We start from the raw sequence: 25527 nt of genomic DNA, 5'->3' as shown, positions 1-25527 counted from the left end.
CTGATGGCCTGGCAGGTGGCGATGTAGCCGCGCGCATCGCACGTGACCACACGCTGGCGCCAGCGCGCCACGGTGGCGGGCTGCGCGGCGCGGAAGCCGTCGTGGAACCAGCGCTGCATGGCCCCGTCGACGATGCCTTCCAGCCCGCCGGACTCGATGGCGGCAATGCGTTGCGCCCAGCCGGCCTGGGCTTCGGCCGGGTAGCCGCTGGTCGTGTTGGCCAGCACCAGGGCCTGCACCTTGTCGGGATGCTGCAGGGCCAGCTCCTGTCCGACCATGCCGCCCATCGACAGACCGATGAAGGTGACCGGGCCACCGACTTCGTCGATCAGGCGGGCCGCATCGTCGCACAGGTCCTGCATGGTGTAGGGGCCGGGGGGCACCTCGCTGAGGCCGTGGCCACGGTGGTCATAGCAGACGACGCGGTTGTCCCAGGCCAGCACGTTGGCCAGGTGGTCCCACATCATCACGTCGCAACCGAGCGCGTGACTGAGCACGATGGTGCGGCGCGGGGCCTGACCATTGCGCGGCTCACGCACGGTGTAGTGCAGGCTGGGCGTGGTCCTGGTGAAGCGGCTGGTGCCGACACCCGGGTGCGCCACGGTGTGCACGTCCAGCTGCTCCAGCCAGGGTGCGAACTCGGGGCCGAGTTCACGCAGGATCTTCACGGTCTCGGCGAAGGCCGTGTTGGCCGCCGGCACGCCGGCGTAAACGGCCGACTGGATCAGCACTTCCTTGATGTCGTCGACCGTGAGGCGCGAGGCCGGGTCACCGCCCGCCAGGGCAGCGCGGGTGTGCAGCTGGAACTCTTCCCAGCGCCCCAGCGCGGTGGTGATGGCCAGCACGATGATGCGACGGGTGCGGTGACCAAGCCCCGGGCGGCCCCAGACCTCGTGCCACGCGTAGCGGCTGATGAAGCCCTGGAACTCAGCGGTGAGGGCGGTGGCGCCGTTGAGCGAGCGGTCCACCCAGGCGTCGCCCAGGACGCTGCGGCGGTTGCGCAGGCCGCGCTGAAGATCGTGGTCGTATGCAGTCATGGTCAAGCTCGAGGGTCGGAGGAGGGCAGGTTGGCAAGGTGGTGGCGTGCCAGCTCGGCAGCATGTCGGGCAGCGTGGCGACACTGCCGGCCCCGGCTGGCGCGTGCGATCTCGGCCACGTCGAAGGTGTCGATCCGGCAGGCGTTGCGAGCATGCTGGCGGAAGCGGGAGAGCATGCACTGCAGCAGCTGCGGCGCATCGAACAGTGCCGCCATGGCTTCGGTGGAGAGGAACTGGTCGAACAGAAGGGTGGCCACAGGCGTGTCGCGAAGGTTGCAGGGCCCCATGTTAGGCAGTGCGCTGTGCGCACGCAAAGGGCGCCATGAGAAGGGCCGGGAGGCCGATCCGCCATGGCGGTGTCACGTGGCAAGGGGACGTCTCGCGGCCGAGAGGCGGGGCCTCAGCTCGCGGCTTCCGGCGTGTTCGGGTCCGGTTGCACTGCCGTCTGGCCGACGGTCTTGGTCGCGGCCTGCGTGCGCCAGCGGTCGATCTCCGTCCTCAGCAGGCCCAGGTGAATCGGCTTGGTGATGTAGCCGTCGAAGCCGGCGCGCCGCGCGGTGGCCGCGTCGCCCACCATGGCGTTGGCCGTCAGGGCCACCACCGGAATGTCGGCCGTGACGGGCTCGGACTTCAGGCGCCGCAGCACCTCATAGCCGTCCATGTCGGGCAGGTTGATGTCGAGCAGCACGAGGTCGGGTTGGCGTTCAGCCGCCAGGGCCAGGCCGGCACGCGGGGTGTCGGCCGTCAGCAGCTGCAAGTCGGGCCAGCGCGCAAAGGCGTGCTCGATGAACTGCAGGTTGACGGCGTTGTCCTCGATGCACAGCACCGTCCAGGAGGAGCCGGATGCAGCCGGGCCTGCAGAAGGCGTTTCGCGCGAGGAGGTTGCTGACACCGGCTCGGACGCACTGGACGCGCCGGTCTTGCCTGTCCACCGGGCCAGCGTGATCCAGAACGTGCTGCCCTGACCAGGCTGGCTGTGCACGCCGATCTCGCCGCCCATCAGGTGCATCAGGCGCCGGCTCAGCGCCAGGCCGATCCCGGTGCCGTCGATCTGCCGCGCGTCGGCATCCAGGCGTTCGAAGGGCGTGAACAGCCGCTCCTGCTGGGCCTGTGTCAGACCGGCGCCCGTGTCCTGCACACGAAGCTCGATCAGCGTGGGCCGCTGGACCAGAGTCAGTGTGAGCTGACCACCGCGCCGGTTGTACTTCACCCCGTTGGACAGCAGATTGAGCAGCACCTGGCGCAGGCGGGTCCGGTCTGCACGCACTTCGATCGAGGGTGCGATGGTCTCGACCTCCACCTTCACGTCGTGACCTTCCGCCAGTGGCCGCATCAGGTCGACGCACTCGGCCACCAGTTCATCCACCCGCACGCGCTCCAGGCTGACGTTCATCTGGCCCGCTTCCACCCGCGAGAGGTCGAGGATTTCGTTGATCAGCGTGAGCAGGTGGTGGCCTGCGCTGATGATGTGCCCGACCTGACGGCGCTGGCCGCTGTCGGGCACGGTCATGTCGAGCAGCTGGCCGAAGCCGATGATGGCGTTGAGCGGTGTGCGCAGTTCATGGCTCATGCGCGAGAGGAACTCGCTCTTGCTGCGGTCGGCCCGCTCGGCCTCGTTCTTGGCTGTCAGCAGCTCGGCCGTGCGTTCCTGCACCCGATGCTCGAGTTGCTCGTTGACGCGGCTGAGCGCCATCTCGCCTTGCTTGCGCTCGGTGATGTCGCGTGAGATGACCAGGAACGTGAGCGTGCCGTCGTCGAGCCGGGTCTTGCGGGCCACCGAGATGTCGAACCAGCGTTGACCTGCCGGCACGTTGATCGCGACCTCGCGACCCCAGACGCAGCCGCTGCGCGCCGCATCCTCGAGTGCCTGCTGCACCACGGCAGCGGACTCTGCCGAAAGCACCTCGTGGATGGTGCGGCCGACCAGATCGGGTGGCGCCTGCACGACCAGTTCTGGGCGCATGGCCAGCACGCGGCGATAGCGACCATGGGCGTCCAGCTCGAACAGCAGGTCCGGGATGGCCTGCCAGGTGGCCGAGAGCTCCTCGCGCAGCGCGTCGAGGCCCGCGCCCAGTTGGTCGATCTCCTTGAAGCCACCCCGTGGGACAGGGGCGCTGAGTTCGCCTGCGCGCAGGGCGCTGGCTGCGGCGTCCAGTCGCGCCAAAGGGCGGGTGACGTTGCGACCAAGCCACCAGCCCACCAGCACGAACACGACGATCAGGCCAATCAGGTCGGGCAGGCGAGCCAGCACTTCATTGCGCGCGGCATCGGCACGTTCCTGTTTCAGGTCGTAGGCCACGTAGGCGAGGCCCCGTTTCAGGCTGCGCACCTCATCGGGCCCCGATGGCCGCTCGAAGGACTGGAGGGCGTCCAGCGTGCCGCGGTCGGCGGTCATGTGCCAGTCGGGCAGGCGGCTGGTGGCGACCCGTGCAATCCGGGCGGGGTCCAGCTGGGGCGCGACCTGGTTCACGTGGCGGCCGCGCCAGTCTGTGCGGTGCGCGCGCAGCACCTCGCCGTGCTCGCTGATCAGCAGCACCATGCGCACATACGGGCGGCTTGCGATCTGGGCGATTTCGGCGGCAACCAGGGCGGAGGCCGTGCCCATGCCTTCGTCGCTCAGGCGCACCAGCCGCGACACATCGCCCAGCGCCTCGCGCTGCACGGTGTCGGTGAGACGGTCCTGCCGCTGCTTCAGCGAGAGCGACACGGACACCGTGCCGATTGCGAGCAGCAGGATGGCCAGGGCCACCGGGAGAAAGAGCCGCAAGGAGCGCATGTCAACTGCGCTCCGGCAGGTAATCGGGGGCGCACAGGCCCTCCAGCGACGGCATCGCGCGCAGCAGCCGGGCGCCATGCATCAGTCGGCCGACGGTATCTGCGGACTGGACGAGTTGCGGTCGTGGCCCGGCCAGCCAGCGCCGGTTTTCTTCCTCCGACGGCAGCCGGATGCCGCGGAAGGCCTCAAGCACGTCGGCGGCGCTCAGTTGCTGGTGGGGCGCGAGGCGCCGTGCCGCATCATCCGGCTGAGCCTGCAGGTGGGCCAGGGCGAGGAAGTAGCCGCGAACCAGCTCTCGCAAGTGCCTCTCGCCGCTGGCGCCAATCTCGGGGCCGATGGCCAGCACGTCCACGATCAGCCCGGGGAAACGGCTGCTGTCCAGAAGCTGCTGGGCGCCCGCACTCCGCAGGCGGGATGCCATGGGCTCGAACGTGATGACGGCATCGACCTTGCCGGCCGTGTAGGCCTGCACGTGCTGGTCTGCGGTGAGGGGCACCTTGATCAGGTCGGTGGCATCCAGCCCCGCGACCTCGAGCAGCCGGGACAACATCAGTGCGCCCACGGCGGTGGACTCGACGGCGATACGCTTGCCCTTGAGCCCGGTCACCCGGTGGATGGACGGATGCACCATCACCACGTCGGCGCCGCACGATTCGTCGAACACCAGGGCGGCGCGCAGGTCGAGCCCACCTTCGCGGGCGAGCAGCAGTTCATCCAGTGTGAGCGCGGCGGCCGAGACGCTGTGATTCGCCACGGCCAGCAGGCTGGCCGTGTTGGAAGGGAACTCGACAAGGCGCGCCGTCGACTCCGGGAGATGACCGAGTTCGCGTGCCAGAAAGAGCAGCGCGTAGCCGATCCAGGGGTTGAGTGCCACGCGCAAGGGCGCGGCAGAGGTCTGGCAGCCAGCCAGTCCGGCGCCACCCAGCAGGCCGGACAGCACGCTGAGGCTGCCGGCCAGAACTGCGCGTCGATTCATGGTGCCATGTGCTCCGCCCTGGGGAAATCGCGTTCGCAGGAAGAAGTCCGGACGCGAGACGCGCCGAGTCTCGCCGCTCTCCGCAGAGACTGCAAGCGTCTTGCCCGGATGGCGCAGCGGGGGTGTCGGGCGTTCCCGACCGTGCGCGTTGTGTGTCAGCGACGCCGGCGGTAGGTCACGAACGCAAAGCCGGGCTGCCCCTCGGCTGCCGCGTGATGTTCCTCACGAAACACCTCGTCGAAATCGGCGCGGGGCCACTGGGGAAAGAAGGTGTCGGCGTTGTACGCGGTGTGGATTTCCGTCAACACCAGCTCGTCGGCCAGCGGCAGGGCGGCGGCATAGAGCTGGCCGCCTCCCATGACGAAGACCTTGTCGGCATCGGCCGTCTGGATGAGGGCTTCTTCCAGCGTGTGAACGACTTCGGCGCCTGGCGCATGCAGATCGCGGTTGCGTGTCACCACCACATTGCGGCGACCGGGCAGCGGCCGAAAGCGCTCGGGCAGCGAATCCCAGGTGCGGCGGCCCATGATCACCGGGCAGCCCATGGTGGTGGCGCGAAAGTGCTTCTGGTCCAGCGGGTGGTGCCACAGCAGGTCGTTGTCCTTGCCGATGGCCCCGTTGGCCGCGACGGCGGCGATCAGGCTGAGGATGCGGGGCTTGCGGGCAGGCGCAGACATGGCGGGTTCAGCGCGTCAGACGGCCACAGGAGCCTTGATGGCCGGGTGGTGCTGGTACTCGGTCACCTCGAAGTCTTCGTACTCGTAGCCGAAGATCGAATCGGGCCTGCGCTTGATGTTGAGCACCGGGTAGGGGTAGGGCGTGCGGCTGAGCTGCAGCTCGACCTGCTCGGTGTGGTTGCTGTAGATGTGGCAGTCGCCGCCGGTCCAGATGAAGTCGCCGACGTCCATGTCGCACTGTTGCGCCAGCATGTGGGTCAGCAGCGCATACGACGCGATGTTGAACGGCACACCGAGGAAGATGTCGGCACTGCGCTGGTAGAGCTGGCAGCTCAGCTTCGGGCGCTCGCCCTCGGCCTGCGGCGGCGCGACGTAGAACTGGAAGAAGGCGTGGCACGGGGGCAGCGCCATCTGCTCGATGAGGCCGACGTTCCAGGCGCTGACGATGATGCGGCGCGAATCGGGCGAGGTCTTGAGCTGCCGGACCACCTCGGTGATCTGGTCGACGTGGCCGCCATCCGGTTTGGGCCAGTTGCGCCATTGCACGCCGTAGACCGGGCCGAGCGAGCCGTCTTCACGGGCCCATTCGTCCCAGATCGTGACGCCGCGCTCCTGAAGCCACTTCACGTTGTCGTCGCCGCGGAGGAACCACAGCAGTTCGACGATGATCGATTTCAGGTGCACCTTCTTGGTCGTCACCAGCGGGAAGCCCTCGCTCAGGTCGAAGCGCATCTGGTGCCCGAACACGCTGCGGGTGCCGGTGCCCGTGCGGTCTGCCTTGAGCACGCCCGTCGTGTGCACGAGGCGCATGAAGTCTTCGTACTGGCTGCGCACGGGGCGGGTGGACGACGGGCTCACGGGCAGGCTCACAGAGGTGAAAAAAAGCCCTCCATTCTACTGGAGGGCCTGATGCTTCAAATATCCGGGTTATCGGACGGTGCCGGCTGCCTCGGGCTCCCGCAGGAAGATCTCGACGCGGCGGTTCTTCGCGCGGCCGTCTGCGGTGTCGTTGCTGGCGATGGGTTCGCGTTCACCGCGGCCCGCGGTTTCGATGCGTGAGCGGCTCACACCGCGGTCTTCCAGGAAGTCGCGCACGGTGTCGGCTCGGGCCACCGACAAGCTGTTGTTGGTGGCGTCGCTGCCCACGTTGTCCGTGTGGCCCACCACGCGCACCAGCGTGCCCGGGTTGGCGCGCAGGCCGTCGGCAAACTGCTGCAGCACGCTGCGCAGTTGCGGCTGCAGGGCGGCGCTGCCGGTCGAGAAGGACACGTCACTCGGGATGTTGAGCTTGAGCTGGTTGTCCTGGGTGCGGACCACATCGACGCCGGTGCCGGCGGTGGCCTGCTCCATCGCCTGGCGCTGCTCTTCCATCCGGCGCGACCACACGTTGCCGGCAATGGCACCGGCGATGCCACCGATGGCCGCGCCACGTACCGTGTTCTTGCCGCCAGTGGCGGCACCCAGCACGGCACCTGCCACGGTGCCGATGGCAGCGCCCTTGGCTGTGCCTTGCTGGCGCTCGTCCATGTTGGCGCAGCCGGTGGCCAGCAGCGTGGCGGCCAGAGCAGCCAGGGTGAGTCGGGTGGGGGTGCGGTTCGTTGTCATGGCGATTCCTCTCAGCATGTTCGGCGGGAAGTATGTCCCTCTGTCTTTGAACGCCCGGCTGGCCTTGTGCGTTGACGGGGTCGGGATGGTCAGCCGCTTGGCGAGGTGTCCTTGGCACGTGGCGTGCCTGCCCCCTCCGGTGCGGGAAGCACGGTGTCGAACTGCATGGCGGCCAGCCGGGCATAGAGCCCGTTGCGGGCCAGCAGGTCCGCGTGGCGGCCGACGTCGACGATGCGACCCTGGTCGATCACGACGATGCGGTCGGCGTTGACGACGGTGCTCAGGCGGTGGGCGATCACGAGCGTGGTGCGGTCCTTCATCGCCTCTTCCAGCGCGGCTTGCACGGCGCGCTCGCTCTCGGTGTCGAGCGCGCTGGTGGCCTCGTCGAGCAGCAGCAACGGCGCGTTCTTCAGAATGGCCCGGGCGATGCTGATGCGCTGTCGTTGCCCACCGGAAAGACGCACCCCGCGCTCGCCGAGGTAGGTGGCATAGCCCTCGGGCAGCGCCATGATGAAGTCGTGCGCGTGGGCGGCGCGGGCTGCGGCCGTCACCTCTTCGTCGCTGGCTTCCGGGCGGCCGTAGCGGATGTTCTCGATCGCCGTGGTGGAGAAGATCGTGCTGTCCTGCGGCACCAGCCCGATGCGCCGACGCAGGTCCTCCAGCCGCAGCCGGTCGATGCGTTCACCATCCAGGGTGATGTGGCCCTGCTGCGGGTCGTAGAAGCGCAGCAGAAGCTGGAACACCGTGCTCTTGCCTGCGCCGCTGGGCCCGACCAGCGCCACGGTTTCCCCCGGGCGAACCTCGAGGTCAAAGGCCTCCAGGGCCGCGTGCTGTGGGCGTGAGGGATAGTGGAAGTTCAGCTGGTGCAGATGCACCCGGGCACCCGTGCGGCTGGCCGGCAGCGTGGCCGGTGCGGCCGGTGACTGGATGGGTGAGCGCGTGGCCAGCAACTCCATCAGGCGCTCGGTGGCGCCGGCGGCGCGCAGGATGTCGCCATAGACCTCCGACAGCGCGGCCACCGCACTCAGCAGCAGGATGACGTAGACGACGGTCTGGCCCAGGTGGCCGGCGCTGATGCGGCCGTCGATGACCGCCTGCGTGCCCTGGTACAGGCCCCACAGCAGGGCCCCGGTGGTGGCTGTGATGATGAAGGCCACGAGCACCGCCCGCGCCCGGATGCGGCGCACGCCCGTGCCGAAGGCGCGCTCGGTGGCATCGTCGAACCGGCGGGCCTCGCGCGCCTCGGCGGTGTGGCTCTGCACCACGGGTACCGCGTTGAGCACTTCGGCTGCAATGGCACTGGAGTCGGCCAGGCGGTCCTGGCTGGCGCGCGAGAGCTTGCGCACCCGCCGCCCGTACACGATGGCCGGCAGCACCACGAGCACCAGGCCGCCCAGCACCTGCGCCATCACATACGGGTTGGTGGCAATCAGCATGACCAGGGCGCCGATCGCCATGATCGCGTTGCGCAAGCCCATCGAAAAACTGGAGCCGACAACGGTCTGGATCAGCGTGGTGTCGGCCGTCAGGCGGGACAGCACCTCGCCGCTCTGGGTGGTCTCGAAGAACGCGGGGCTCTGCCGCAGTACGTGAGCGTAAACGGCGCGCTTGATGTCGGCGGTGATGCGTTCACCCAGCCAGGTGACCATGTAGTAGCGCGAGGCCGAGAACACGCCGAGCGCCAGGCCGACGCCGAACAGCGCAAGGAAGTGCTCGCGCAGGGCCATGACCCGCTCCCCGGGCTCGGGTGACACCATGCCCTGGTCGATCAGGGTGCGCAGCGCGATGGGGAGCACCAGCGTCGTCAGCGCCGCCATCACCAGGAAGACGAAGGCGAGCGCCAGGCGCGCGCGGTGCGGCCGGAGATACGGTGCCAGAGCGCGAAGGGAGGCGGCGGACCGGGCCGGGGCCGGGTCACGCGCGGGATCTCGGGCGGAGGGGGGCATGGTCGGCAAGGGAGCGAGGGAGCCAGCAGAGTATCAGCCTTGACAATATTTGCATAGGCAAACAAAATTGCGGCATGTCAGATTCGCCAAGCATGCCTGATCCGCAGGACACACCACCGGGATGCTGTCCGGCGCCCGCCGACTTCTATGTGCAGGACCGCTTCAGCCGTCACGAGAGCGTCGGCTACCTGATGCGGCGCATCATGCAGTTGCTGGTGACCGAGGTCGACCATCGCCTGCAGGACATCGGTCTCACCAATGCCCAGTGGGCGCCGCTGTTCACCATCCACAAGATCGGCACGACCACGCTGGCCGAACTCTCGCGCGAGCTGCAGACCGACCCCGGCGCATTGACGCGCACGCTCGATCGCCTGGAGGCCAAGGGCCTGGTGCGGCGAGAGCGTTCGACGTCCGACCGCCGTGTCGTGCACCTGGCGCTGACGCCGGACGGCGAGGCGGCCATGGCCCCTGTTCCCGGCGTGCTGTGCGAAGTGATGAACGCCTACCTGGCGGGTTTCACCCACGAGGAATGGCAGACGCTGCTCGAGATGCTGCGTCGCATGCAGGCCAACGCGGTCGCCTTCCGTGCGCGAACCGACGTCAAAGGCCCGGGCACCCAGGGCGGCTGATGGCCGCGCTTCACCATGCAGGAGGCCCGATGCAGGGCGAGACACTTTCACTTGACGCGGCACCTGTGCGGGGCCTGCTTGCCCTGGCGGCGGCCCTGTGTGCCGTGGCGCTGGCAGGCTGCGGCAGCCCGGCAGGCGTTCGCGCAACGGTCGAGCCCTTGTCGCCCGACACCCTGAAGTTGCAGGCCCCGGATGACACCGGTCGCTTCACGCAGGCGCTGCAACCCTGGTGGCGCGTGTGGGGCGACGACAGTTTGTCGAGCCTGGTGGAGCAGGCCCTGCGCGACAGCCCCTCGATGGCCGTGGCGCGGTCCCGGCTGATGCGCGCCGAGGCCATGCGCCTGCAGGCCGACTCCGTCACGCAGCCGCACTTGCAGGCTCGCGGTGAACTCGCCCGCCAGCGCTATACGGAGCACGGGGCTGTCCCGCCGCCGCTGGCTGGCTCGGTGCGCGAGAACGGCACGCTGCAGCTGGAAGGGGCATGGGAGCTCGATCTTTTCGGCCGCCACCGTGCCGAGCTGGCTGCCGCCGTGGGCGAGGCCCGGGCTGCGCAGGCAGAAGCCCACGCGGCCCAGTTGCTGCTGAGCATGCAGGTGGTGCGCACGCATGTGCAACTGGCTCGTTTGTTGAGCCTGCGCGAGGTCGAGGCCCGTACCCTGGCCCAGCGCGAGGAGACGCTCAAGCTGATTCAGCAGCGCGTGTCGGCGGGGCTGGACACGGCGGTCGAGCTGCGGCAGGGTGAAGCCAGCCTGCCCGCCGCGCGCCAGCAACTGGAAGCACTGGACGAGCAGATCACGCTGACCCGCCATGCGTTGGCGGTCTTGCTCGGGCAGGCGCCTGATGCGTTGCGGGGCCATGCGCCGGCGCTCGGCCGGCTGCAGCTGCCGGGCGACCCGGGCGTGATGCCGGTCGACCTGTTGTCTCGCCGGGCCGATGTCATGGCCGCGCGCTGGCGTGTGGAGTCGGCCGGGCAGCTGAGCCGCGCTGCCCGGGCCAGCTACTACCCCAATGTCGACCTGCGTCTGTTTGGTGGCTATGGCGCCATCGGACTGGACCGCCTGCTCGACCCGGGCAGCCTGCAGTGGGGTGTGTTGCCCGCACTGAACCTGCCGCTGTTCGATGGTGGGCGACGCGAGGCCAGTCTGCGTGGCCGCGTGGCCGACGAGGACCAGGCGATCGCCCGCTACAACCAGACCGTGCTGCAGGCGGTGCAAGAGGTGGCCGACGCCCTGGGCAGTGGCCGCTCGCTGCAGCGTCAGCGTGCCGAGCAGGCTGACGCCCAGCGGGCCAGCGAGGCCGCCTACCGGCTGGCGCGCGAGCGCTACCAGGCAGGCCTGGGCAGCTACCTTCACGTGCTGAGCGCCGAGACCGCCGTGCTGACGCAGCGCCGGCTGGCGGTCGACCTCCAGGCGCGCCAGCTCGACAACCAGGCCGCGCTGGTGCGCGCGCTGGGCGGCGGGCTGTCGTCTGTCCCCTCTGCGGCCACCGTGCCGCCCGTTTCCCCCCATCCCACCTTGTCGAACCCGCCCACACGGACGGCCACGCCGCATCCGACCGGAGTCCGCTCATGAGCCAAGCCCCCACAGCAAACCTTTCCGAGGCGCAGCCCGCCCGTACCCGCCGCAAGGCCCTGACGGCGGTGGCCGCCGTGGTTGTGCTCGGCGGTGTGGCCTGGGGTGCCTGGTACGGCCTGGTGGCCAGCCACTACGAGCACACCGACAACGCCTACGTGCAGGCCAATGTGGTGCAGATCACGCCGCAGGTGGGGGGCACGGTGCTGTCCATTGGCGCCGACGACACCGACGTGGTGAAGGCTGGGCAGGTGCTGGTGCGTCTGGACCCGGCCGATGCCGACGTGGCACTGGATCAGGCCCGCGCGCAGCTGGCCCAGACCGTTCGCGAAGTGCGCACCCTGTACGCAAACAACGCCAGCCTGCAGGCGCAGGTGGCGCTGCGTCAGGCCGATGTCGAGAAGGCGCGCAACGAAGTGGCCCGTGCACAGGAAGACGTGAGCCGCCGCAGCCCGCTGCTGGCCAGCGGCGCCGTCGGCAAGGAAGAGTTCCAGCACGCGAGCGCGCAGCTGGTGGCCACGCGAAGCGCGCTGGCCGCGGCCGAGTCAGCACTGGTGGCCGCACGCGAGCAGCTGACGTCAAACCGCTCACTGACCGAGGGCACCTCTGTGGCCGAGCACCCGAACGTGGCCCGGGCCGCTGCCCGCGTGCGCGAGGCCTGGCTGGCTCGCCAGCGGGTCGAGCTGCTGGCACCGGTCGCAGGCCACGTGGCCAAGCGCAGCGTGCAGGTCGGCCAGCGCGTGCAGGCCGGCTCACCCCTGATGGCGCTGGTCACCCTGGGCCAGCCCTGGGTGGACGCAAACTTCAAGGAAAGCCAGCTGCAGCGTGTGCGCATTGGCCAACCCGCCACGCTGACGGCCGATGTGTACGGCAGCAAGGTCGTCTACCACGGGAAGGTCGTTGGGCTCGGCGCGGGCACGGGGGCAGCGTTTGCGCTGCTGCCGGCTCAGAACGCCACGGGCAACTGGATCAAGATCGTGCAGCGCGTGCCGGTGCGCATCGAGCTCGATCCGCGTGAAGTGGCGGCGCACCCGCTGCGCGTCGGCCTGTCGATGGAAGTGGAGCTGGACGTGAGCCGTCAGGATGGCCCGGTGCTCGCCGTGGCCCCGCGCGCCCGCGCGCTGACGCAGACTGACGTGTTCAATCACCAGGCCAGCGAGGCCGACGCCCTGGTGCGCCGCATTATCGACGCCAACATCGGCCACACCACGGCACACGCCGTGGCGGCCGCACGCGGAGCGTGATGTGAGTGCCACCGCGGCGGCCGCCGCCCCGCGCCCCTTGCAGGGCGGTGAACTGGCCCTGGGCACCGTGGCGCTGTCGCTGGCCACGTTCATGAACGTGCTCGACTCGTCGATCGCCAACGTGTCCCTGCCCGCCATTGCTGGCAACCTGGGCGTGAGCCCCACGCAGGGCACGTGGGTGATCACAAGCTTTGGCGTGGCCAACGCCATCTCGGTGCCGCTGACGGGCTGGCTCACCCAGCGCTTCGGTGCGGTGCGCCTGTTCACGGCCAGTGTGCTGCTCTTCGTGCTGGCCTCGTGGCTGTGCGGGCTCGCCACGTCGCTCGAGATGCTGATTGCCTTTCGCGTGCTGCAGGGGCTGGTCGCAGGGCCGATGATCCCGCTGTCGCAGACCCTGCTGCTGAGCAGCTATGCGCCGGCCAAGGCTGGCATGGCCTTGGCGATGTGGTCGATGACCACGCTGGTCGCACCCGTGACCGGGCCTTTGTTGGGCGGCTGGATCACCGACAACTTGTCGTGGCCGTGGATCTTCTACATCAACGTGCCCGTGGGCCTGGGCGCCGCCGCCGTGGCCTGGCGCATCTACAAGAAGCGCGAGACGCCCACGCGCAAGCTGCCCATCGACACGGTCGGGCTGGCGCTGCTGGTGCTGTGGGTGGGTGCGCTGCAGGTCATGCTCGACAAGGGCAAGGAGCTGGACTGGTTTGAGAGCGGCCAGATCATTGCGATGGCCCTGGTGGCACTCATCGGTTTCATCGTCTTCGTGATCTGGGAGCTGACGCAGGACCACCCGGTGGTCGACCTGCGGCTGTTCTCGAAGCAGAACTTCGCCTTCGGCGTGCTGACGCTGTCGATCGGCTACGGACTCTTCTTCGGCAACGTGGTGGTATTGCCGTTGTGGCTGCAGCAGCACATGGGCTACACCGCCTCAGTGGCGGGCATGGCGGTCGCGCCGGTGGGGTTGCTGGCCATCCTGCTGTCGCCGGTGGTGGGCAAGAACGTGAGCCGGGTCGATCCGCGGGCGCTGGCCACCGTGTCGTTCTGCGTGTTCGCGCTGGTGCTGTGGATGCGCTCGCACTTCACGGTGCAGGCCGACTTCCAACACATCATGCTGCCCACCATCATCCAGGGTGCGGCGCTGGCGTTCTTCTTCATCCCGCTGAGCGCCATCACCTTGTCCGGGCTCACGCCTGACCGCATCCCGGCGGCCTCGGGCCTGAGCAACTTCGTGCGGATCACGGCGGGGGCCATCGGCACGTCGACCGTGACCACGGTGTGGGACAACCGCGCCACGCTGCACCATGTGCACATGGTCGAGCACGTGAGCCGTACCGACCCGGGGGCGATGGAGGCGTTGGACACGCTGTCGCGCGGCGGGCTGGGCTTCGAGCAGGCCGCCGCGCAGATCACACGCCTCATCGATCAGCAGGCCTTCACCCGCGCAGCCGACGACGTCTACCTGGCGTCGGCCTGCCTGTTCCTGCTGATGATTCCGCTGGTGTGGATGACGCGTCCGAAGCGCGCTGGCGGGGCCGCGGTGGATTCCGGCGCCCACTGACGCCGGTGTCTGCACCGATGCCGGTTCAGTTCGGCACGATGTAGTTCGCGTCCGACATCAGGTCGATCCCGCACGACAGCTGCTCCGCCCAGTCGATGAACTCCTTGACGGCGGCACCGGCCAGCGGCGCGCCGTGCTGCGGCACGATCATGTCGATCTTCAGCGTGCGCACCATCCGGGCCCAGCTGCGCAGGATCTTGTTTGAGACCATGTAGCGGCGGTGGAAGCTTTCCATGCCGCGCGGCAGCGGGTTGAGCGAGCGGATGGGCTGCTTGGCGCCTTCGCCCGACACGAAGGACACGCCCAGGTCGCCCGAGAACAGGATGCGGCTGATCGGGTCGTAGAACTGGAAGTTGCCCTCGGCGTGCATGAAGTGCGCGGGCAGGGCGATGAGGTCGTTGCGACCCACGCGGATGCGCATCCCGGGGTCGGGGATGCCGACGATGCGGCCGGTGGTCTTGCCCGGCTTGCAGAAGTGCGGCACGAAGCGCTCCCACAGCGTCGACACGTACAGCTTGGCGTCGGGCGTGGCCGTCATCCAGCGATCGAGCGAGGCGATGATGTCCGGGTCGGCGTGCGAGGCCAGAATGGCGGACAGGCGCGAGGGCGGGAAGTGCCGCGTCATGCCCAGGTAGAGCTCGCTGTAGGCGAGGTTGCCGCCCGGGTCGATGATGGCGCCATGGTCGCCATCGACGATCAGGAACTGGTTGGCCTGCACGGCCTCACCGCCCTCATTACTGAGGTCGGAAAACATCAGGCAGGCGTGGCCCTGATCGCGGAACAGCTCGTATGGCATCACAACTCCAACTTCGGCCCAGAGCCGCACGTCGCACGGCAAAAAGGGGATCGCCGAGCTTAGACGCAAGTACAGTCGATTGACTTAACCCACCTCAATTCGGGGGCGAGCCTGTCGTGAAGAGTGCACGGGCCCTGTCCGACAGGGTAGCCGCCGTCTGGCCCTGGTCACATGCGATGACGTGACGCTTTTGCATGCTGCGCAGCCATGTCACCTGGCGCTTCGCAAGTTGACGCGTGGCCGCGACGCCGCGCTCGGTGACCTCGGCCAGCGTGGCGGGGTCATTCAGGTCCAGGCTCGCATCCAGCGCCTCCCACACCTGGCGGTAGCCCACGCAGCGGATGGCGGGCAGGTCGGCATGCAGTTCAGGGCGCGCACGAAGGGCGCGCACCTCGTCGACGAAGCCGGCGGCCATCATCTGCTGGTAGCGCAGCGCGACGCGGCGGTGCAGCCAGGCCCGGTCCTCTGGCTCGAGTGACACGATGATGGCCGGGCGCTGCGCGGCGCCGTCCTGCTGGCTTCGCTGGTGAAAGGCCGATAGCGGCGTGCCCGTAGCGTGCCACACCTCCAGTGCACGCTGGATGCGCTGCGTGTCGCCGGGGGCCAGGCGGGTGGCCGTCGCCGGGTCCACGCGGGTTAGCTCGGCGTGCAGAGCGTGGCTGCCCTGGGTGCGCATCCGGGTGTCGACCTCGGCACGCACTTCGGGCGGAATGGCGGGCATGTCGTCGATGCCTTCCAGCAGGGCCTTCAGGTAGAGCATGGTGCCGCCCACCAGCAGCGGGGTTCGCCCGCGCGCACGGATGTCGGCCACGAGGGCCTCGGCGTCGGCCACGAAGCGCGCCGCGCTGTAGCGCTCGGTCGGGTCGAGGATGTCGATCAGGTGGTGAGGCACCTGAGCCTGTTCCTCGCGGGTGGGCTTGGCGGTGCCGATGTCCATGCCGCGGTAGATCAGGGCCGAGTCGACACTGATGATTTCCAGTGGCAGATGCCGGGCCAGTTCGAGCGCCACCGCGGTCTTGCCGCAGGCCGTGGGCCCGGTCAGGATCCACAGAGGTTCGGTGTGGGGATGGCTCATGGGTTCAGGCGGCTTGCGGGATCAGGCCATGGCGCTGGACGCGGTGCAGCGCCACGCGGGCAGTGCAGGCGCCGCCCAGTGCCATGCCGAGTGTCAGCGGGTGAATGGTGCCGGCCCAGCCGGGCAGGGCAGTCCAGCCGGACATGACGGCGCCCACGCCGAACGCGATCACCGACAGCACGAAGCCCGACAAGGCCGATGCGGCGCCCGCCTGGTGCGGGAAGGCCGCCACCACGCCGGTCTGGCCGCAGGGCTGGTGGATGCCGTGCCCGAAGGCGTACAGCCACAGGCCGGGCAGCAAGGCCCAGGAAGGCACATCCCAGCCGGTGCTGAGTTGTGCCAGCGAGATGCACAGGCCCCACACGCCGCCCACCAGCGGGAACCAGCCCGCGCGCCGCACCGTGCCGCGCAGCCCTTGCCGGCTCAGCGTGCGCCGGCAATGCAGGGTGCCCAACAGGTAGGACAGCGAGGTGCTGGCCATCACGAGGCCGTAGGCCGTGCGGCTGATGCCCAGCACGTTGATGAACACGAAGGACGAGATCGACAGGAAGACGAACAGCCCGCCGTAGGTCGAGGCCGACAGCAGTGCGTAGCTGCGGAACACCGGCTGCCGGCCGATGCCGATCCAGTTGCGCACCAGTGTGCGCCACGGCAGCGCGGCCTGTCGGCGCTCAGGGGCCAGCGTTTCGGGCAGGCGCCACCAGATGAAGGCGAGGATGATGGCGCCGGAAATCGCCAGGATCGACATGGTGGCGCGCCACCCGCCATGCGTGGCCGCCAGGCCGCCCAGCACGGGGCCGACCAGGGCGATCACGCCCAGCCCGCCCATGCCGTGGGCCATCATGCGCGCGCCATCTTCGGGCTCGTACAGGTCGCGCACCATGGCGCGGCCGCACATCACCACGCCCGACAGGCTCGCGCCCTGTGCGATGCGCGCGGCAATGACGATGCTGAAATCCTGCGCCAGCGTGGCCGCGATGCTGGCCAGCACGTACAGGCCCAGCCCCCAGCGCAACACCGGGCGGCGGCCAATGCGGTCGGCAATCGGCCCCCACACCAGCTGGCCGAAGCCGAAGCTCAGCATCAGCACCGACAGCGTCCATTGCGCCAGAGAGGGCGTCAGACCCAGCGCGACCTGCAACTGCGGCAGCGCGGGCAGGTAGAGGTCGGTCGTGATCGGCTGCAGGCCGAGCAGCATGCTGAGGGCCACGACCACCACCCACGTGGGGATGCCGTGGCCGGGCGGGCGCGCCGCCCCAGCGTCAGAAGCGCTCATCGGCCCTCAGGAATCGCCATTCGCCCACGGGCAGCTTGCCCAGCGTGATGCGGCCCATGCGCACACGCTTGAGGCCCACCACGCGCAGGCCCACCAGCTCGCACATGCGGCGGATCTGGCGCTTGCGGCCTTCGCGCAGCACGAAGCGCAACTGCTGTTCGTTCTGCCAGGACACCTGAGCCGGCTTCAACTGGCGGCCGTCGAGTTCCAGGCCAAAGCGCAGCTGCTCGATCACTTCGGGCGGCACGACGGCCGAGACGTTTTCGGCGTCCGGCGCGTCGACGGCCTGCACACGCACCAGGTATTCCTTCTCGACGCCCGAGTCCTCGCCGATGAGCTGGCGCGCGATGCGGCCATCCTGGGTGAGGACCAGCAGCCCGGTCGAGTCGATGTCGAGTCGGCCGGCGGGTGCAAGGTGGCGCAGGTGCCCGCGCGTGAGCTGCAGCGGCTGGCGATCGTCCTTCCAGCGGTTTTCCGGACGGATCAGCGTGACGGCGGGCTCATGCCCGTCTTCTGCCTGGCCGCTGACGTAGCCGATCGGCTTGTGCAGCAGGATGGTCACGCGCTCGGCCTGCTGCGTGCGGGCCAGCGGGTCGATGGTGACCTCGACATCGGGCAGCACGCGGGTGCCCAGTTCGTCCACCACCTCACCGTTGACGCGCACCCAGCCTTGTTCGATCCACTCGTCGGCCTCACGGCGCGAGGCCAGGCCGCGTTCGCTCATCAGCTTGGACAGGCGCATGCGACCGTCATCGGGCGTCGGGCGCTCGGTGTGCGGCGGTTGCGCAGGGCGCGGTGCGGCACGGGGGGTGCGGTCGGACCGGTCGCCCGGATCACGTCGGTTCGCCAGATTGCTGCGGTCGCTTCGGTAGCCGGCTTCATCGCGGTCACGCGGATGGCGAGGCTCGCCATACGGGGCGGCACGGCGGTCGTCAGCTCGCTGGGGTGCAGGCCGGCGGTCGTCCTCTCGGCGCGGGGGCGGCCGGCGATCATCGCGGCCCGAAGCATCGCGGCGCGGCGGGCGTTCGGTGCGATCGTCCGGATGGCGACGTTGCGTCGGGGCGGCCGCAGCGCGCGCCGCGGCCTCTTCTCGGGCCTGGGCGGCTTCAGCCGCCGTCATGCGTTTGCGCGGTGCGGTGCCGCTGCCGCGAACGGGGGGCTTGCGGTGCGAGGGCGCGTCACCGCCTTCGGTGGGGGCCGGGCGGTTGAGGCTCAGTTTCTTGCGTTCGGTCATGAAAAACAGTCAGGGTGGCGTCAGCGGCCGCGCATGAACAGCGCATCCAGTTCGCGCAGGGTCAGCTGCCGCCAGGTGGGGCGCCCGTGGTTGCACTGGTCGGCGCGTTCGGTGGCCTCCATGTCGCGCAGCAGGGCATTCATTTCGGTCAGCGTCAGCTGGCGGTTGGCCCGCACGGCGCCGTGGCAGGCCATGGTGGCCAGCAGTTCGTGCTGGGCACGCTGCACGACGTGGCTGGCATCCAGCTGGGCCAGTTCGGCCAGCACCGAGCGCGCCAGTTCCACGCCGTCCGCCTGGGCCAGAGCCGCGGGCACGGCACGCACGGCGAGCTTGCCGGGGCCGATCGCGTCGATGTCGAGGCCAAGTTCGGTCAGGGCCTCGCGTGCGGTCTCGGCCGTGGCGATTTCGGCCGGCGAGGCGGCAAAGGTCAGCGGGATCAGCAGGGGTTGGCTTTCGAGCCGCGCCTGAGCCAGTTGGGCCTTCAGCCGCTCGTAAACCACCCGCTCATGGGCGGCGTGCATGTCGACGATGACCATGCCCTTGGCGTTCTCGGCCAGCACATAGATGCCCCCGATCTGCCCGATGGCGCGGCCGAGGGGCCATTCTTCGTGGCCCGTGTTGTCGTTGGAGGCGGGCGAGGCCGTGTGCCCCGGGCCGGACGCCGTGGCGAGCAGAGCGCCCGGCACGCCTTCGGCGACCTCCAGCGGGCGAGATGCGGCGTGCGCGTACGTCATGGGCTGCGTGGCATCGACCTCGCCGTCCGTGCGGGCCACCACGCGGGGCAGTGCCAGGTCGGCAAAGGGATCCGGCGTGGTCGCCAGTGGCGCGGTGGGTGTGCCTGCCGCCGCTGGCCAGCCGGCCCAGCGCTGCTCGGGCGCGGTCGTGCCGGCGGGGCGGGCCCAGGGCAGGGCGCTCTGTGTCCGGTTGGCGCCGCTCCAGCTGACGGTGTCCGATGCCTGCGACGGGCCCGGGGCGGGGTCGGGCGCCTCGGCAGCCGCACGCGCCAGGTCGGGCATCAACGGCGCCGCCTCCGCACCGGCGCGAGACCGGGCCAGCGTGGCCTCGACCGCCTTGCGCACGGCCTGGTGCACCTCGCGCGAATCACGGAAACGCACCTCGATCTTGGTCGGGTGCACGTTCACGTCCACTCGCTCGGGGTCGATCTCGATGAACAGCACATAGGTGGGCTGGCGTGAGCCGTGCAGCACGTCCTCATACGCCGACCGCACGCCGTGCGAGATCAGCTTGTCGCGCACATAGCGGCCATTGACATAGCAGTACTGCCAGTCGGCACGGGAGCGGGCGGCATCGGGCAGCCCGGCCCGCCCATGCACCCGCATCGGCCCGATCTGCAGATCGACCTCGCGGCTGGTGCGCACGAATTCGTCGCCCAGCACGTCCTGCAGGCGTTGGGCCGGCGTGCCGGCGCGGAGCTGTTCGACCAGCTTGCCTTCGTGCCATACGGCAAAGCCGACCTCCGGCCGAGCCAGGGCATGGCGGCGCACGGCCTCGAGGCAATGCGCGAGCTCGGTCGCGTCGCTCTTGAGAAACTTGCGCCGGGCCGGCGTATTGAAGAAGAGCTCACGGGCCTCGACGCTGGTGCCCACGGCACGGGCCGCAGGCGTCAGTTCGCCCGAGCGGGCATCCAGCCGGTGGGCGTGGGCGTCGTGCGGGGTGCGGCTGGCCACCGACATGTCCGACACCGAGGCAATGGCCGCCAGCGCCTCGCCCCGAAAACCCATGGTGCCGACGTGCTCCAGGTCGTCCAGCGAGCGAATCTTGCTGGTGGCGTGGCGCTTGAGGGCCAGTGGCAGTTCGGGCACGGGAATGCCGCAGCCGTCGTCCTCAACGAGAATCTGGCGCACGCCGCCCCCCATCAGCTTGACGGTGACCTGCCGGGCGCCGGCATCAAGCGCGTTGTCCACCAGTTCGCGCACGACCGAAGCCGGCCGTTCGACCACCTCGCCGGCGGCGATCTGGCTGATCAGCTCGTCGGGCAGTTCCTGGATGGTGCGCCGCTGGACCGGCTCGGCTCCGGCGTCAGGCGCCGCGGCGGTCTGATCGGCGGTGGCAGGGTCGGGGGCGGTATCCAGATTCATCTGCGCATTGTAGAAGCGCGGGGCCGCCCGGACAGGTGGTGGGGCTTGCGGGCAATGCGGCCATAATCCCGCGCTATGGAGCTCGCCCACTTTCTGATCGATTTCATCCTGCACGTCGACAAGCACCTTGCCGAGTTCGTGCAGCTCTACGGCCCTTGGGTGTACGCCCTGCTGTTTCTGATCGTGTTCGTGGAAACGGGGCTGGTGGTCATGCCGTTTCTGCCGGGCGACTCGCTGCTGTTCATGGTGGGTGCGCTGGCCGGCACAGGTTCGCTGAGCCTGCCGGTGGCCATCGGCGTGCTGCTGGTGGCCGCCATTGCTGGTGACCAGCTCAATTACTCCATCGGCCGCTACATCGGGCCGAAGGTGTTCCAGTGGGAGGACTCGCGCTGGTTCAACCGCAAGGCGTTCGATGCGGCCCATGCGTTCTACGAGAAGCACGGTGGCATCACCATCATCCTGGCTCGCTTCATGCCCTTCATCCGCACCTTCGCGCCCTTCGTGGCCGGCGTAGCGCAGATGAACCGCACCACCTTCACCGCCTACAACGTGGTCGGTGCGTTGATCTGGGTGGTGGGCCTCACGGTGGTGGGCTACCTCTTCGGCAACATCCCCTTCGTGCAACAGCACCTCAGCAAGATCATCTGGGCGATGATCTTGGTGCCGGGGCTGATCGCCATTTTCGGGGCCTGGAAGGCCGGGCGTCAGGCGCGCGCCACGGCCTGACCTGAACGCTCAGAGCGCCCGGTTGCGGGCCAGCGGCGGGTTGCGCGCAAAGTAGCGCTGGATGCCCGCCAGCAGCGCGTCAGCCAGTTGGGCCTGGTAGGACTCGTCCTTGAGCTTGGATTCTTCTTCCGGGTTCGAGATGAAACCGGTTTCCACCAGGATGGACGGGATGTCCGGGGCCTTCAGCACCGCAAAGCCGGCCTGCTCGACGCGCGGCTTGTGCAGCCGCCCGACCTTGCCGAGGTGGCCCAGCACGGCCTGACCGAGCTTGAGGCTGTCCTTGATCTGCGCCGTGGTCGACATGTCGAGCAGGGCGCGCATGATGGTCGCGTCCTTGGTCTTGATGTTGACGCCGCCCACGATGTCGGCCGCGTTTTCCTTCTTGGCCATCCACCGCGCCGCAGCGCTGGTGGCGCCCGTCTCTGACAGCGCGAAGACCGACGCACCCCGTGCCTCCGGGTTCATGAAGGCGTCGGCGTGGATGGACACGAACAGATCGGCCTGCACCCGGCGAGCCTTGTTCACGCGCTCGTGCAGTGGCACGAAGTAATCGGATTCGCGGGTCAGCATGGCGCGCATGCCGGGCAGGGCGTTGATGCGCGTGCGCAGTTTGCGGGCAACCGCGAGCACCACGTCCTTCTCATACAGACCGCTGGGGCCGACGGCGCCCGGGTCTTCGCCCCCATGGCCTGCGTCGAGCGCCACAATCACGAGCCGCTGGGTGGCATCGGTGGCCGCAGGCGGCGGTTCGATGGGTTCGAGGCGCTCGGCGGTGGGGCGCGGCTCGGGGCGTGCGGCGGGCTTGGTGTCCTTGTCCGCTGGCCTGGGCGGTGTCCGGGTGGCCACACGGGTGTCGCTGCGGTCGGCATCGGCTGGCGGGCGGCGCAGCCCACCGATGAATTCGCCCAGGGCGTCGTTCATTGCGTCGGCGGCCTGCTCGGACGAGCGTTGCGCAGCCATGCCTGCTACAGCGGCAGGGCTCTGCTGGGCTGCGCTGGCGGGTGCCTGGACGCCCGGGAGCGTCGGGCTGGCAGGGGCGGAGGGTGCCGCAGTGGGTGACGAGGCCGGTGCTTCGGGCGTGCCGGCATTCAGCGCCACGCGCGGGTCGATCGGCGCGCCCGGATGCAGGTCGAACACCAGGCGGTGCTGGTAGGCCGCCACGGGCGCCAGCCCGAACACCTGCGGCTTGATCGCCTGCTTGAGGTCGATCACCAGGCGGGCCACGGATGGCTTGTACTGGCCCACACGCACGCCGGCGATGTAGGGGTCATCGCTGCGGATCTTGCGTACCAGCTCCTTGAGCTGGCTGCTCAGGGCCAGGCCCTCGATGTCGATCACCAGCCGGTTGGGGCGGTCCACCGAGAAGAACGTGGCGTTGAGCGCCGTGTCGGACTCCAGCGTGACGCGGGTGTAGTCCTGCGCTGGCCACACGCGCACGGCCACCAGCTCGGCACCCCAGGCCAGCTCGTTCGGGCCGAGCAGAAAGATGAGCGTGCCCCCCGCTGCCTGCTTGAGCAGGGCGCGGCGTGACGGAGATGGAGTGGGGTCATGCTCACGCATGGGCGGGGCCTCCTTCAGTCGGGGCGGCGTTCAAGTCCGCGAGTGCGGCGCGGCCGGTGGGGCTCAGGGCCTCGAGCCGGACGTCGCGTCGCGTGTCGTCGTGCAGGGTCAGCATCAGGCGCAGGTCCGGGCGGGGCAGCAGGCCAGCCGCCTTGTCGGGCCATTCCACGAGTTTGAGGCCGGGCGCGGCGAACAGGTCGCGAAAGCCAGCGTCTTCCCATTCCTGCGGATCGTTGAAGCGATAGAAATCGAAATGCTGCACGGTGTGCCCCGGCAGTTCATGCGGCTCGACGACGGCGTAGCTCGGGCTCTTGATGCGGCCGGTCACCCCCAACGCGCGCAGCAGGTGTCGCGTGAAGGTGGTCTTGCCCGCACCCAGGGTGCCATGCAGCTCGATCACGGCGGAGCCGCCCGACTCGAGCCGCTGGCGCAGCGCCTGAGCCAGTGCGGACGCCAGGGCCGCGCAGGCAGACTCGTCCAACCAGGTCTGGCAGACCTCGTTGACAGAAGCGTTGGGCTGGCTTGCTACGATCGTCACATGCGTCATGAAATTCGGTCACCCCGGCAGCCAGATCAGGCAGGCTCATCGGATGCGCCTGCGGCGTCGCGGCCGCTGTCCGACCCGGTTGCGGTGCTCGATGCACTGCGTGAATGGGCCGCAGAACTGGGATTTTCCCAGATTGGCGTAGCGGATGTCGACTTGTCAAGTGCCGAGCCGCGCCTGCTGGACTGGCTTGAGCGGGGATTCCACGGCGAGATGCACTACATGGCGAGCCACGGTCTCAAGCGCGCCAGGCCGGCCGAACTGGTGCCAGGCACGGTCCGTGTGATCACGGCGCGCATGGATTACCTGCCGGCCAGCCAGCCCGAGGGCTGGCAGCGGGTGGAGTGGGATCGCCTGGCGGACCCGTCGCAGGCCGGCGTGTCGATGTATGCCCGGGGCCGGGACTATCACAAGGTGCTGCGCGCCCGGTTGCAGAAACTGGCCGACCGCCTGGCCGCAGTGATCGGGCCGTTTGGCCACCGCGTGTTCACCGATTCGGCCCCCGTGCTGGAGGTGGAGTTGGCCAGCCGCAGCGGCCTGGGCTGGCGCGGCAAGCACACGCTGCTGTTGTCGCGCGAGGCGGGCTCGACCTTCTTTCTGGGCGAGATCTATGTGGATGTGCCCCTGCCGCTGACCGAACCGGAAACGGCCCATTGCGGCGCCTGTCAGGCCTGCATGGCGGTGTGCCCGACGCAGGCCATCGTGGGTGAGCGGCAGGTGGATGCGCGCCGCTGCATCTCCTACCTCACCATTGAACACCCGGGGCCCATTCCGCTGGCGCTGCGCCCGCTGATGGGCAACCGCATCTACGGGTGCGACGACTGCCAGCTGGCCTGTCCGTGGAACAAGTTCGCCCGCCGTGCGACGGTGCCGGACTTTGATGTGCGGCCGGCGCTGGCCGCGCCCGACCTGCTCGGCCTGTGGCAATGGGATGAGGCCACCTTTCTGCGGCTGACTGAGGGCAGCCCGATCCGGCGCATTGGCCATGCGCGCTGGCAGCGCAACCTGGCGGTGGCGATGGGCAATGCGTTGGCGGCACCTGCGCTGGCACCCGACGTGAGGGCGCACCTGGTGGGGGCGCTGCAAGGCTGGGCCGACACCACCCCGCTGGTGGGCGACGACCACGCGCTCGTGGCCGAGCACGTGGCGTGGGCGCTGTCGCAGTCGGTCAGTCGTTGACCAGCACGACCTTGCCGCGCACCTGACGCGATCCCATCAGCGCGAAGCCTTCCTTGAGCTGGCTCATCGGCAGCTTGTGCTCGATGACCGGCTTGATCTTGCCTTCCATGTACCAGGCGGCCAGCTGCATCAGGCAGGCAGCATTGGCCTGCGGTTCGCGCCGAGCGAACTCACCCCAGAACACGCCGACGATGGACGCACCCTTGAGCAGCGCCAGATTCAGTGGCAGGTTGGGGATCTGCCCGTTGGCAAAGCCCACCACCAGCAGGCGCCCCCGCCAGGCGATCGAGCGGAAGGCCTGCTCGGTCATGTCGCCGCCCACCGGGTCGTAGACCACGTCCGGGCCCTTGCCGTCGGTCAGCGTCTTCAACGCATCGCGCAGGTTGGTGGTGGCGTAGTTGATGGTCTCGTCGGCGCCAAGCTCGCGGCACAGCGCGCACTTCTCGTCGGTGGAGGCCGCCGCAATCACGCGGGCGCCCGCAGCCTTGGCGATCTGGATGGCCGCCGTGCCGACGCCACCGGCCGCGCCGAGCACGAGCACCGTCTCACCGGCCTTCAGCGCGGCGCGGTCCATCAGCGCATGGTAGGTGGTGCCATAGGTACAGAGGAAGGCGGCGGCGTCTTCGAACGAGAACACCGGCGGCAGCGGCATCAGCACGGCCGCCGGCGCGATGGCGTGGGTGCCGAAGCCACCCGTGCCCGCAAAGCCGGCCACATGTGTGCCCACGGCCAGGTGCTTCACGCCTTCGCCCACGGCTTCGACCACGCCCGCGAACTCGGCGCCCGGCACAAAGGGCAGGGCGGGCTTCATCTGGTACTTGCCCTGCACGATGAGCAGGTCGGGGAAGTTGAGGCTGGCGGCCTTGATGGCCACGCGGACCTCGCCCTTGCCCGGCTCGGGCGTGGGTTGCGTCTGCCAGGCCAGTTGCTCGGGGCCAGCGAATTCGTTGCAGATCCAGGCTTGCATGAGGGGTGTCTCCAAGTGAGGTCCGTCAGGGACTCTGTGTGAGGGTACAGGC

At 69.2% G+C, this 25527-nt stretch carries 22 protein-coding genes; 6 read left to right on the top strand and 16 right to left on the bottom strand.

Going from position 1 to position 25527, the window contains the following annotated elements:
- The 8 genes from Q0Z44_RS11240 to Q0Z44_RS11205 form a co-directional block, all read right to left on the bottom strand.
- Positions 1 to 1037 (bottom strand): alpha/beta fold hydrolase (locus tag Q0Z44_RS11240; protein ID WP_298012715.1); only part of this gene is annotated, 1037 nt, incomplete at its 3' end.
- A 2-nt stretch (positions 1038 to 1039) separates the two neighbouring features.
- Positions 1040 to 1324: a hypothetical protein gene (locus Q0Z44_RS11235; RefSeq protein ID WP_298012713.1), complete on the bottom strand. Its 285-nt coding sequence runs from the start codon at positions 1322 to 1324 to the stop codon at positions 1040 to 1042.
- A gap of 113 nt (positions 1325 to 1437) precedes the next feature.
- A complete protein-coding gene (locus Q0Z44_RS11230; RefSeq protein ID WP_298012711.1) occupies positions 1438 to 3813 on the bottom strand; it encodes an ATP-binding protein in 2376 nt (791 codons plus the stop codon).
- Between the two features lies 1 nt (position 3814).
- Positions 3815 to 4789, bottom strand: coding sequence for an ABC transporter substrate-binding protein (locus tag Q0Z44_RS11225; RefSeq protein WP_298012709.1), 975 nt, complete (start codon positions 4787 to 4789; stop codon positions 3815 to 3817).
- 155 nt (positions 4790 to 4944) lie between these two features.
- The gene (locus Q0Z44_RS11220; RefSeq protein WP_298012707.1) at positions 4945 to 5466 is read right to left on the bottom strand and encodes a dihydrofolate reductase; all 522 of its coding nucleotides are present in this window, start codon (positions 5464 to 5466) and stop codon (positions 4945 to 4947) included.
- A gap of 15 nt (positions 5467 to 5481) precedes the next feature.
- Complete coding sequence (locus Q0Z44_RS11215) at positions 5482 to 6324, bottom strand: thymidylate synthase (protein ID WP_298012705.1); 843 nt, start codon at positions 6322 to 6324, stop codon at positions 5482 to 5484.
- Positions 6325 to 6393: 69 nt separating this feature from the next.
- Positions 6394 to 7071, bottom strand: a complete 678-nt coding sequence (locus Q0Z44_RS11210; RefSeq protein ID WP_298012703.1) for an OmpA family protein — start codon at positions 7069 to 7071, stop codon at positions 6394 to 6396.
- A gap of 89 nt (positions 7072 to 7160) precedes the next feature.
- The gene (locus tag Q0Z44_RS11205; RefSeq protein ID WP_298012701.1) at positions 7161 to 9017 is read right to left on the bottom strand and encodes an ABC transporter transmembrane domain-containing protein; all 1857 of its coding nucleotides are present in this window, start codon (positions 9015 to 9017) and stop codon (positions 7161 to 7163) included.
- Positions 9018 to 9109: 92 nt separating this feature from the next.
- On the opposite strand from Q0Z44_RS11205, the gene Q0Z44_RS11200 reads away from it, so the two are divergent.
- From Q0Z44_RS11200 to Q0Z44_RS11185, 4 genes are read left to right on the top strand one after another with little or no spacing between them, the layout of a single operon-like run.
- Complete coding sequence (locus Q0Z44_RS11200) at positions 9110 to 9646, top strand: MarR family transcriptional regulator (protein WP_298012699.1); 537 nt, start codon at positions 9110 to 9112, stop codon at positions 9644 to 9646.
- 29 nt (positions 9647 to 9675) lie between these two features.
- A complete protein-coding gene (locus Q0Z44_RS11195; protein WP_298012696.1) occupies positions 9676 to 11217 on the top strand; it encodes an efflux transporter outer membrane subunit in 1542 nt (513 codons plus the stop codon).
- Positions 11214 to 12461 (top strand): HlyD family efflux transporter periplasmic adaptor subunit, encoded by a 1248-nt coding sequence (locus tag Q0Z44_RS11190; protein WP_298012693.1) that lies wholly within the window; start codon positions 11214 to 11216, stop codon positions 12459 to 12461. The genes Q0Z44_RS11195 and Q0Z44_RS11190 overlap by 4 nt, the downstream gene beginning before the upstream one ends.
- A 1-nt stretch (position 12462) precedes the next feature.
- Positions 12463 to 14019 (top strand): DHA2 family efflux MFS transporter permease subunit, encoded by a 1557-nt coding sequence (locus Q0Z44_RS11185; protein ID WP_298012690.1) that lies wholly within the window; start codon positions 12463 to 12465, stop codon positions 14017 to 14019.
- A 25-nt stretch (positions 14020 to 14044) separates the two neighbouring features.
- Here Q0Z44_RS11185 and Q0Z44_RS11180 read toward each other — a convergent pair whose 3' ends face one another.
- From Q0Z44_RS11180 to mutL, 5 genes are all read right to left on the bottom strand, one after another.
- Entirely contained in the window at positions 14045 to 14815 is a 771-nt protein-coding gene (locus tag Q0Z44_RS11180; protein ID WP_298012688.1) for an MBL fold metallo-hydrolase, read from the bottom strand.
- Positions 14816 to 14909: 94 nt separating this feature from the next.
- Positions 14910 to 15890, bottom strand: coding sequence for a tRNA (adenosine(37)-N6)-dimethylallyltransferase MiaA (miaA, locus tag Q0Z44_RS11175; protein ID WP_298012686.1), 981 nt, complete (start codon positions 15888 to 15890; stop codon positions 14910 to 14912).
- A 4-nt stretch (positions 15891 to 15894) separates the two neighbouring features.
- Positions 15895 to 17166 carry a multidrug effflux MFS transporter gene (locus Q0Z44_RS11170; RefSeq protein WP_298012684.1) on the bottom strand — a complete coding sequence of 424 codons (1272 nt, stop codon included), beginning with the start codon at positions 17164 to 17166 and terminating at the stop codon, positions 15895 to 15897.
- A complete protein-coding gene (locus Q0Z44_RS11165) occupies positions 17153 to 18400 on the bottom strand; it encodes a pseudouridine synthase (protein ID WP_366517610.1) in 1248 nt (415 codons plus the stop codon). Before Q0Z44_RS11165 ends, Q0Z44_RS11170 begins: the two co-directional genes overlap by 14 nt.
- A 20-nt stretch (positions 18401 to 18420) precedes the next feature.
- Entirely contained in the window at positions 18421 to 20499 is a 2079-nt protein-coding gene (mutL, locus tag Q0Z44_RS11160) for a DNA mismatch repair endonuclease MutL (protein WP_298012682.1), read from the bottom strand.
- Positions 20500 to 20574: 75 nt separating this feature from the next.
- Here mutL and Q0Z44_RS11155 point away from each other — a divergent pair, with 75 nt between their 5' ends.
- Positions 20575 to 21225 (top strand): DedA family protein, encoded by a 651-nt coding sequence (locus Q0Z44_RS11155; RefSeq protein WP_298012680.1) that lies wholly within the window; start codon positions 20575 to 20577, stop codon positions 21223 to 21225.
- Between the two features lie 9 nt (positions 21226 to 21234).
- On the opposite strand, the gene Q0Z44_RS11150 is transcribed toward Q0Z44_RS11155, so the two are convergent.
- Together Q0Z44_RS11150 and tsaE are read right to left on the bottom strand one after the other, a co-directional pair.
- Positions 21235 to 22785: an N-acetylmuramoyl-L-alanine amidase gene (locus Q0Z44_RS11150; protein WP_298012678.1), complete on the bottom strand. Its 1551-nt coding sequence runs from the start codon at positions 22783 to 22785 to the stop codon at positions 21235 to 21237.
- Positions 22778 to 23323: a tRNA (adenosine(37)-N6)-threonylcarbamoyltransferase complex ATPase subunit type 1 TsaE gene (gene tsaE / locus Q0Z44_RS11145; RefSeq protein ID WP_298012676.1), complete on the bottom strand. Its 546-nt coding sequence runs from the start codon at positions 23321 to 23323 to the stop codon at positions 22778 to 22780. The genes Q0Z44_RS11150 and tsaE overlap by 8 nt, the downstream gene beginning before the upstream one ends.
- Positions 23324 to 23428: 105 nt before the next feature.
- Here tsaE and queG point away from each other — a divergent pair, with 105 nt between their 5' ends.
- On the top strand, positions 23429 to 24508 hold the full coding sequence (queG, locus tag Q0Z44_RS11140; RefSeq protein ID WP_298012717.1) for a tRNA epoxyqueuosine(34) reductase QueG: 1080 nt from the start codon (positions 23429 to 23431) through the stop codon (positions 24506 to 24508).
- On the opposite strand, the gene Q0Z44_RS11135 is transcribed toward queG, so the two are convergent.
- Positions 24498 to 25475: an NADPH:quinone oxidoreductase family protein gene (locus Q0Z44_RS11135; RefSeq protein WP_298012674.1), complete on the bottom strand. Its 978-nt coding sequence runs from the start codon at positions 25473 to 25475 to the stop codon at positions 24498 to 24500. The two genes, queG and Q0Z44_RS11135, sit on opposite strands and share 11 nt — an antisense overlap.
- Positions 25476 to 25527: the final 52 nt, after the last annotated feature.

The organism is uncultured Aquabacterium sp. (genome assembly GCF_947366995.1).
Taxonomy (GTDB): domain Bacteria; phylum Pseudomonadota; class Gammaproteobacteria; order Burkholderiales; family Burkholderiaceae_C; genus Aquabacterium.
This window is presented reverse-complemented; position numbering and strand designations above follow the sequence as displayed.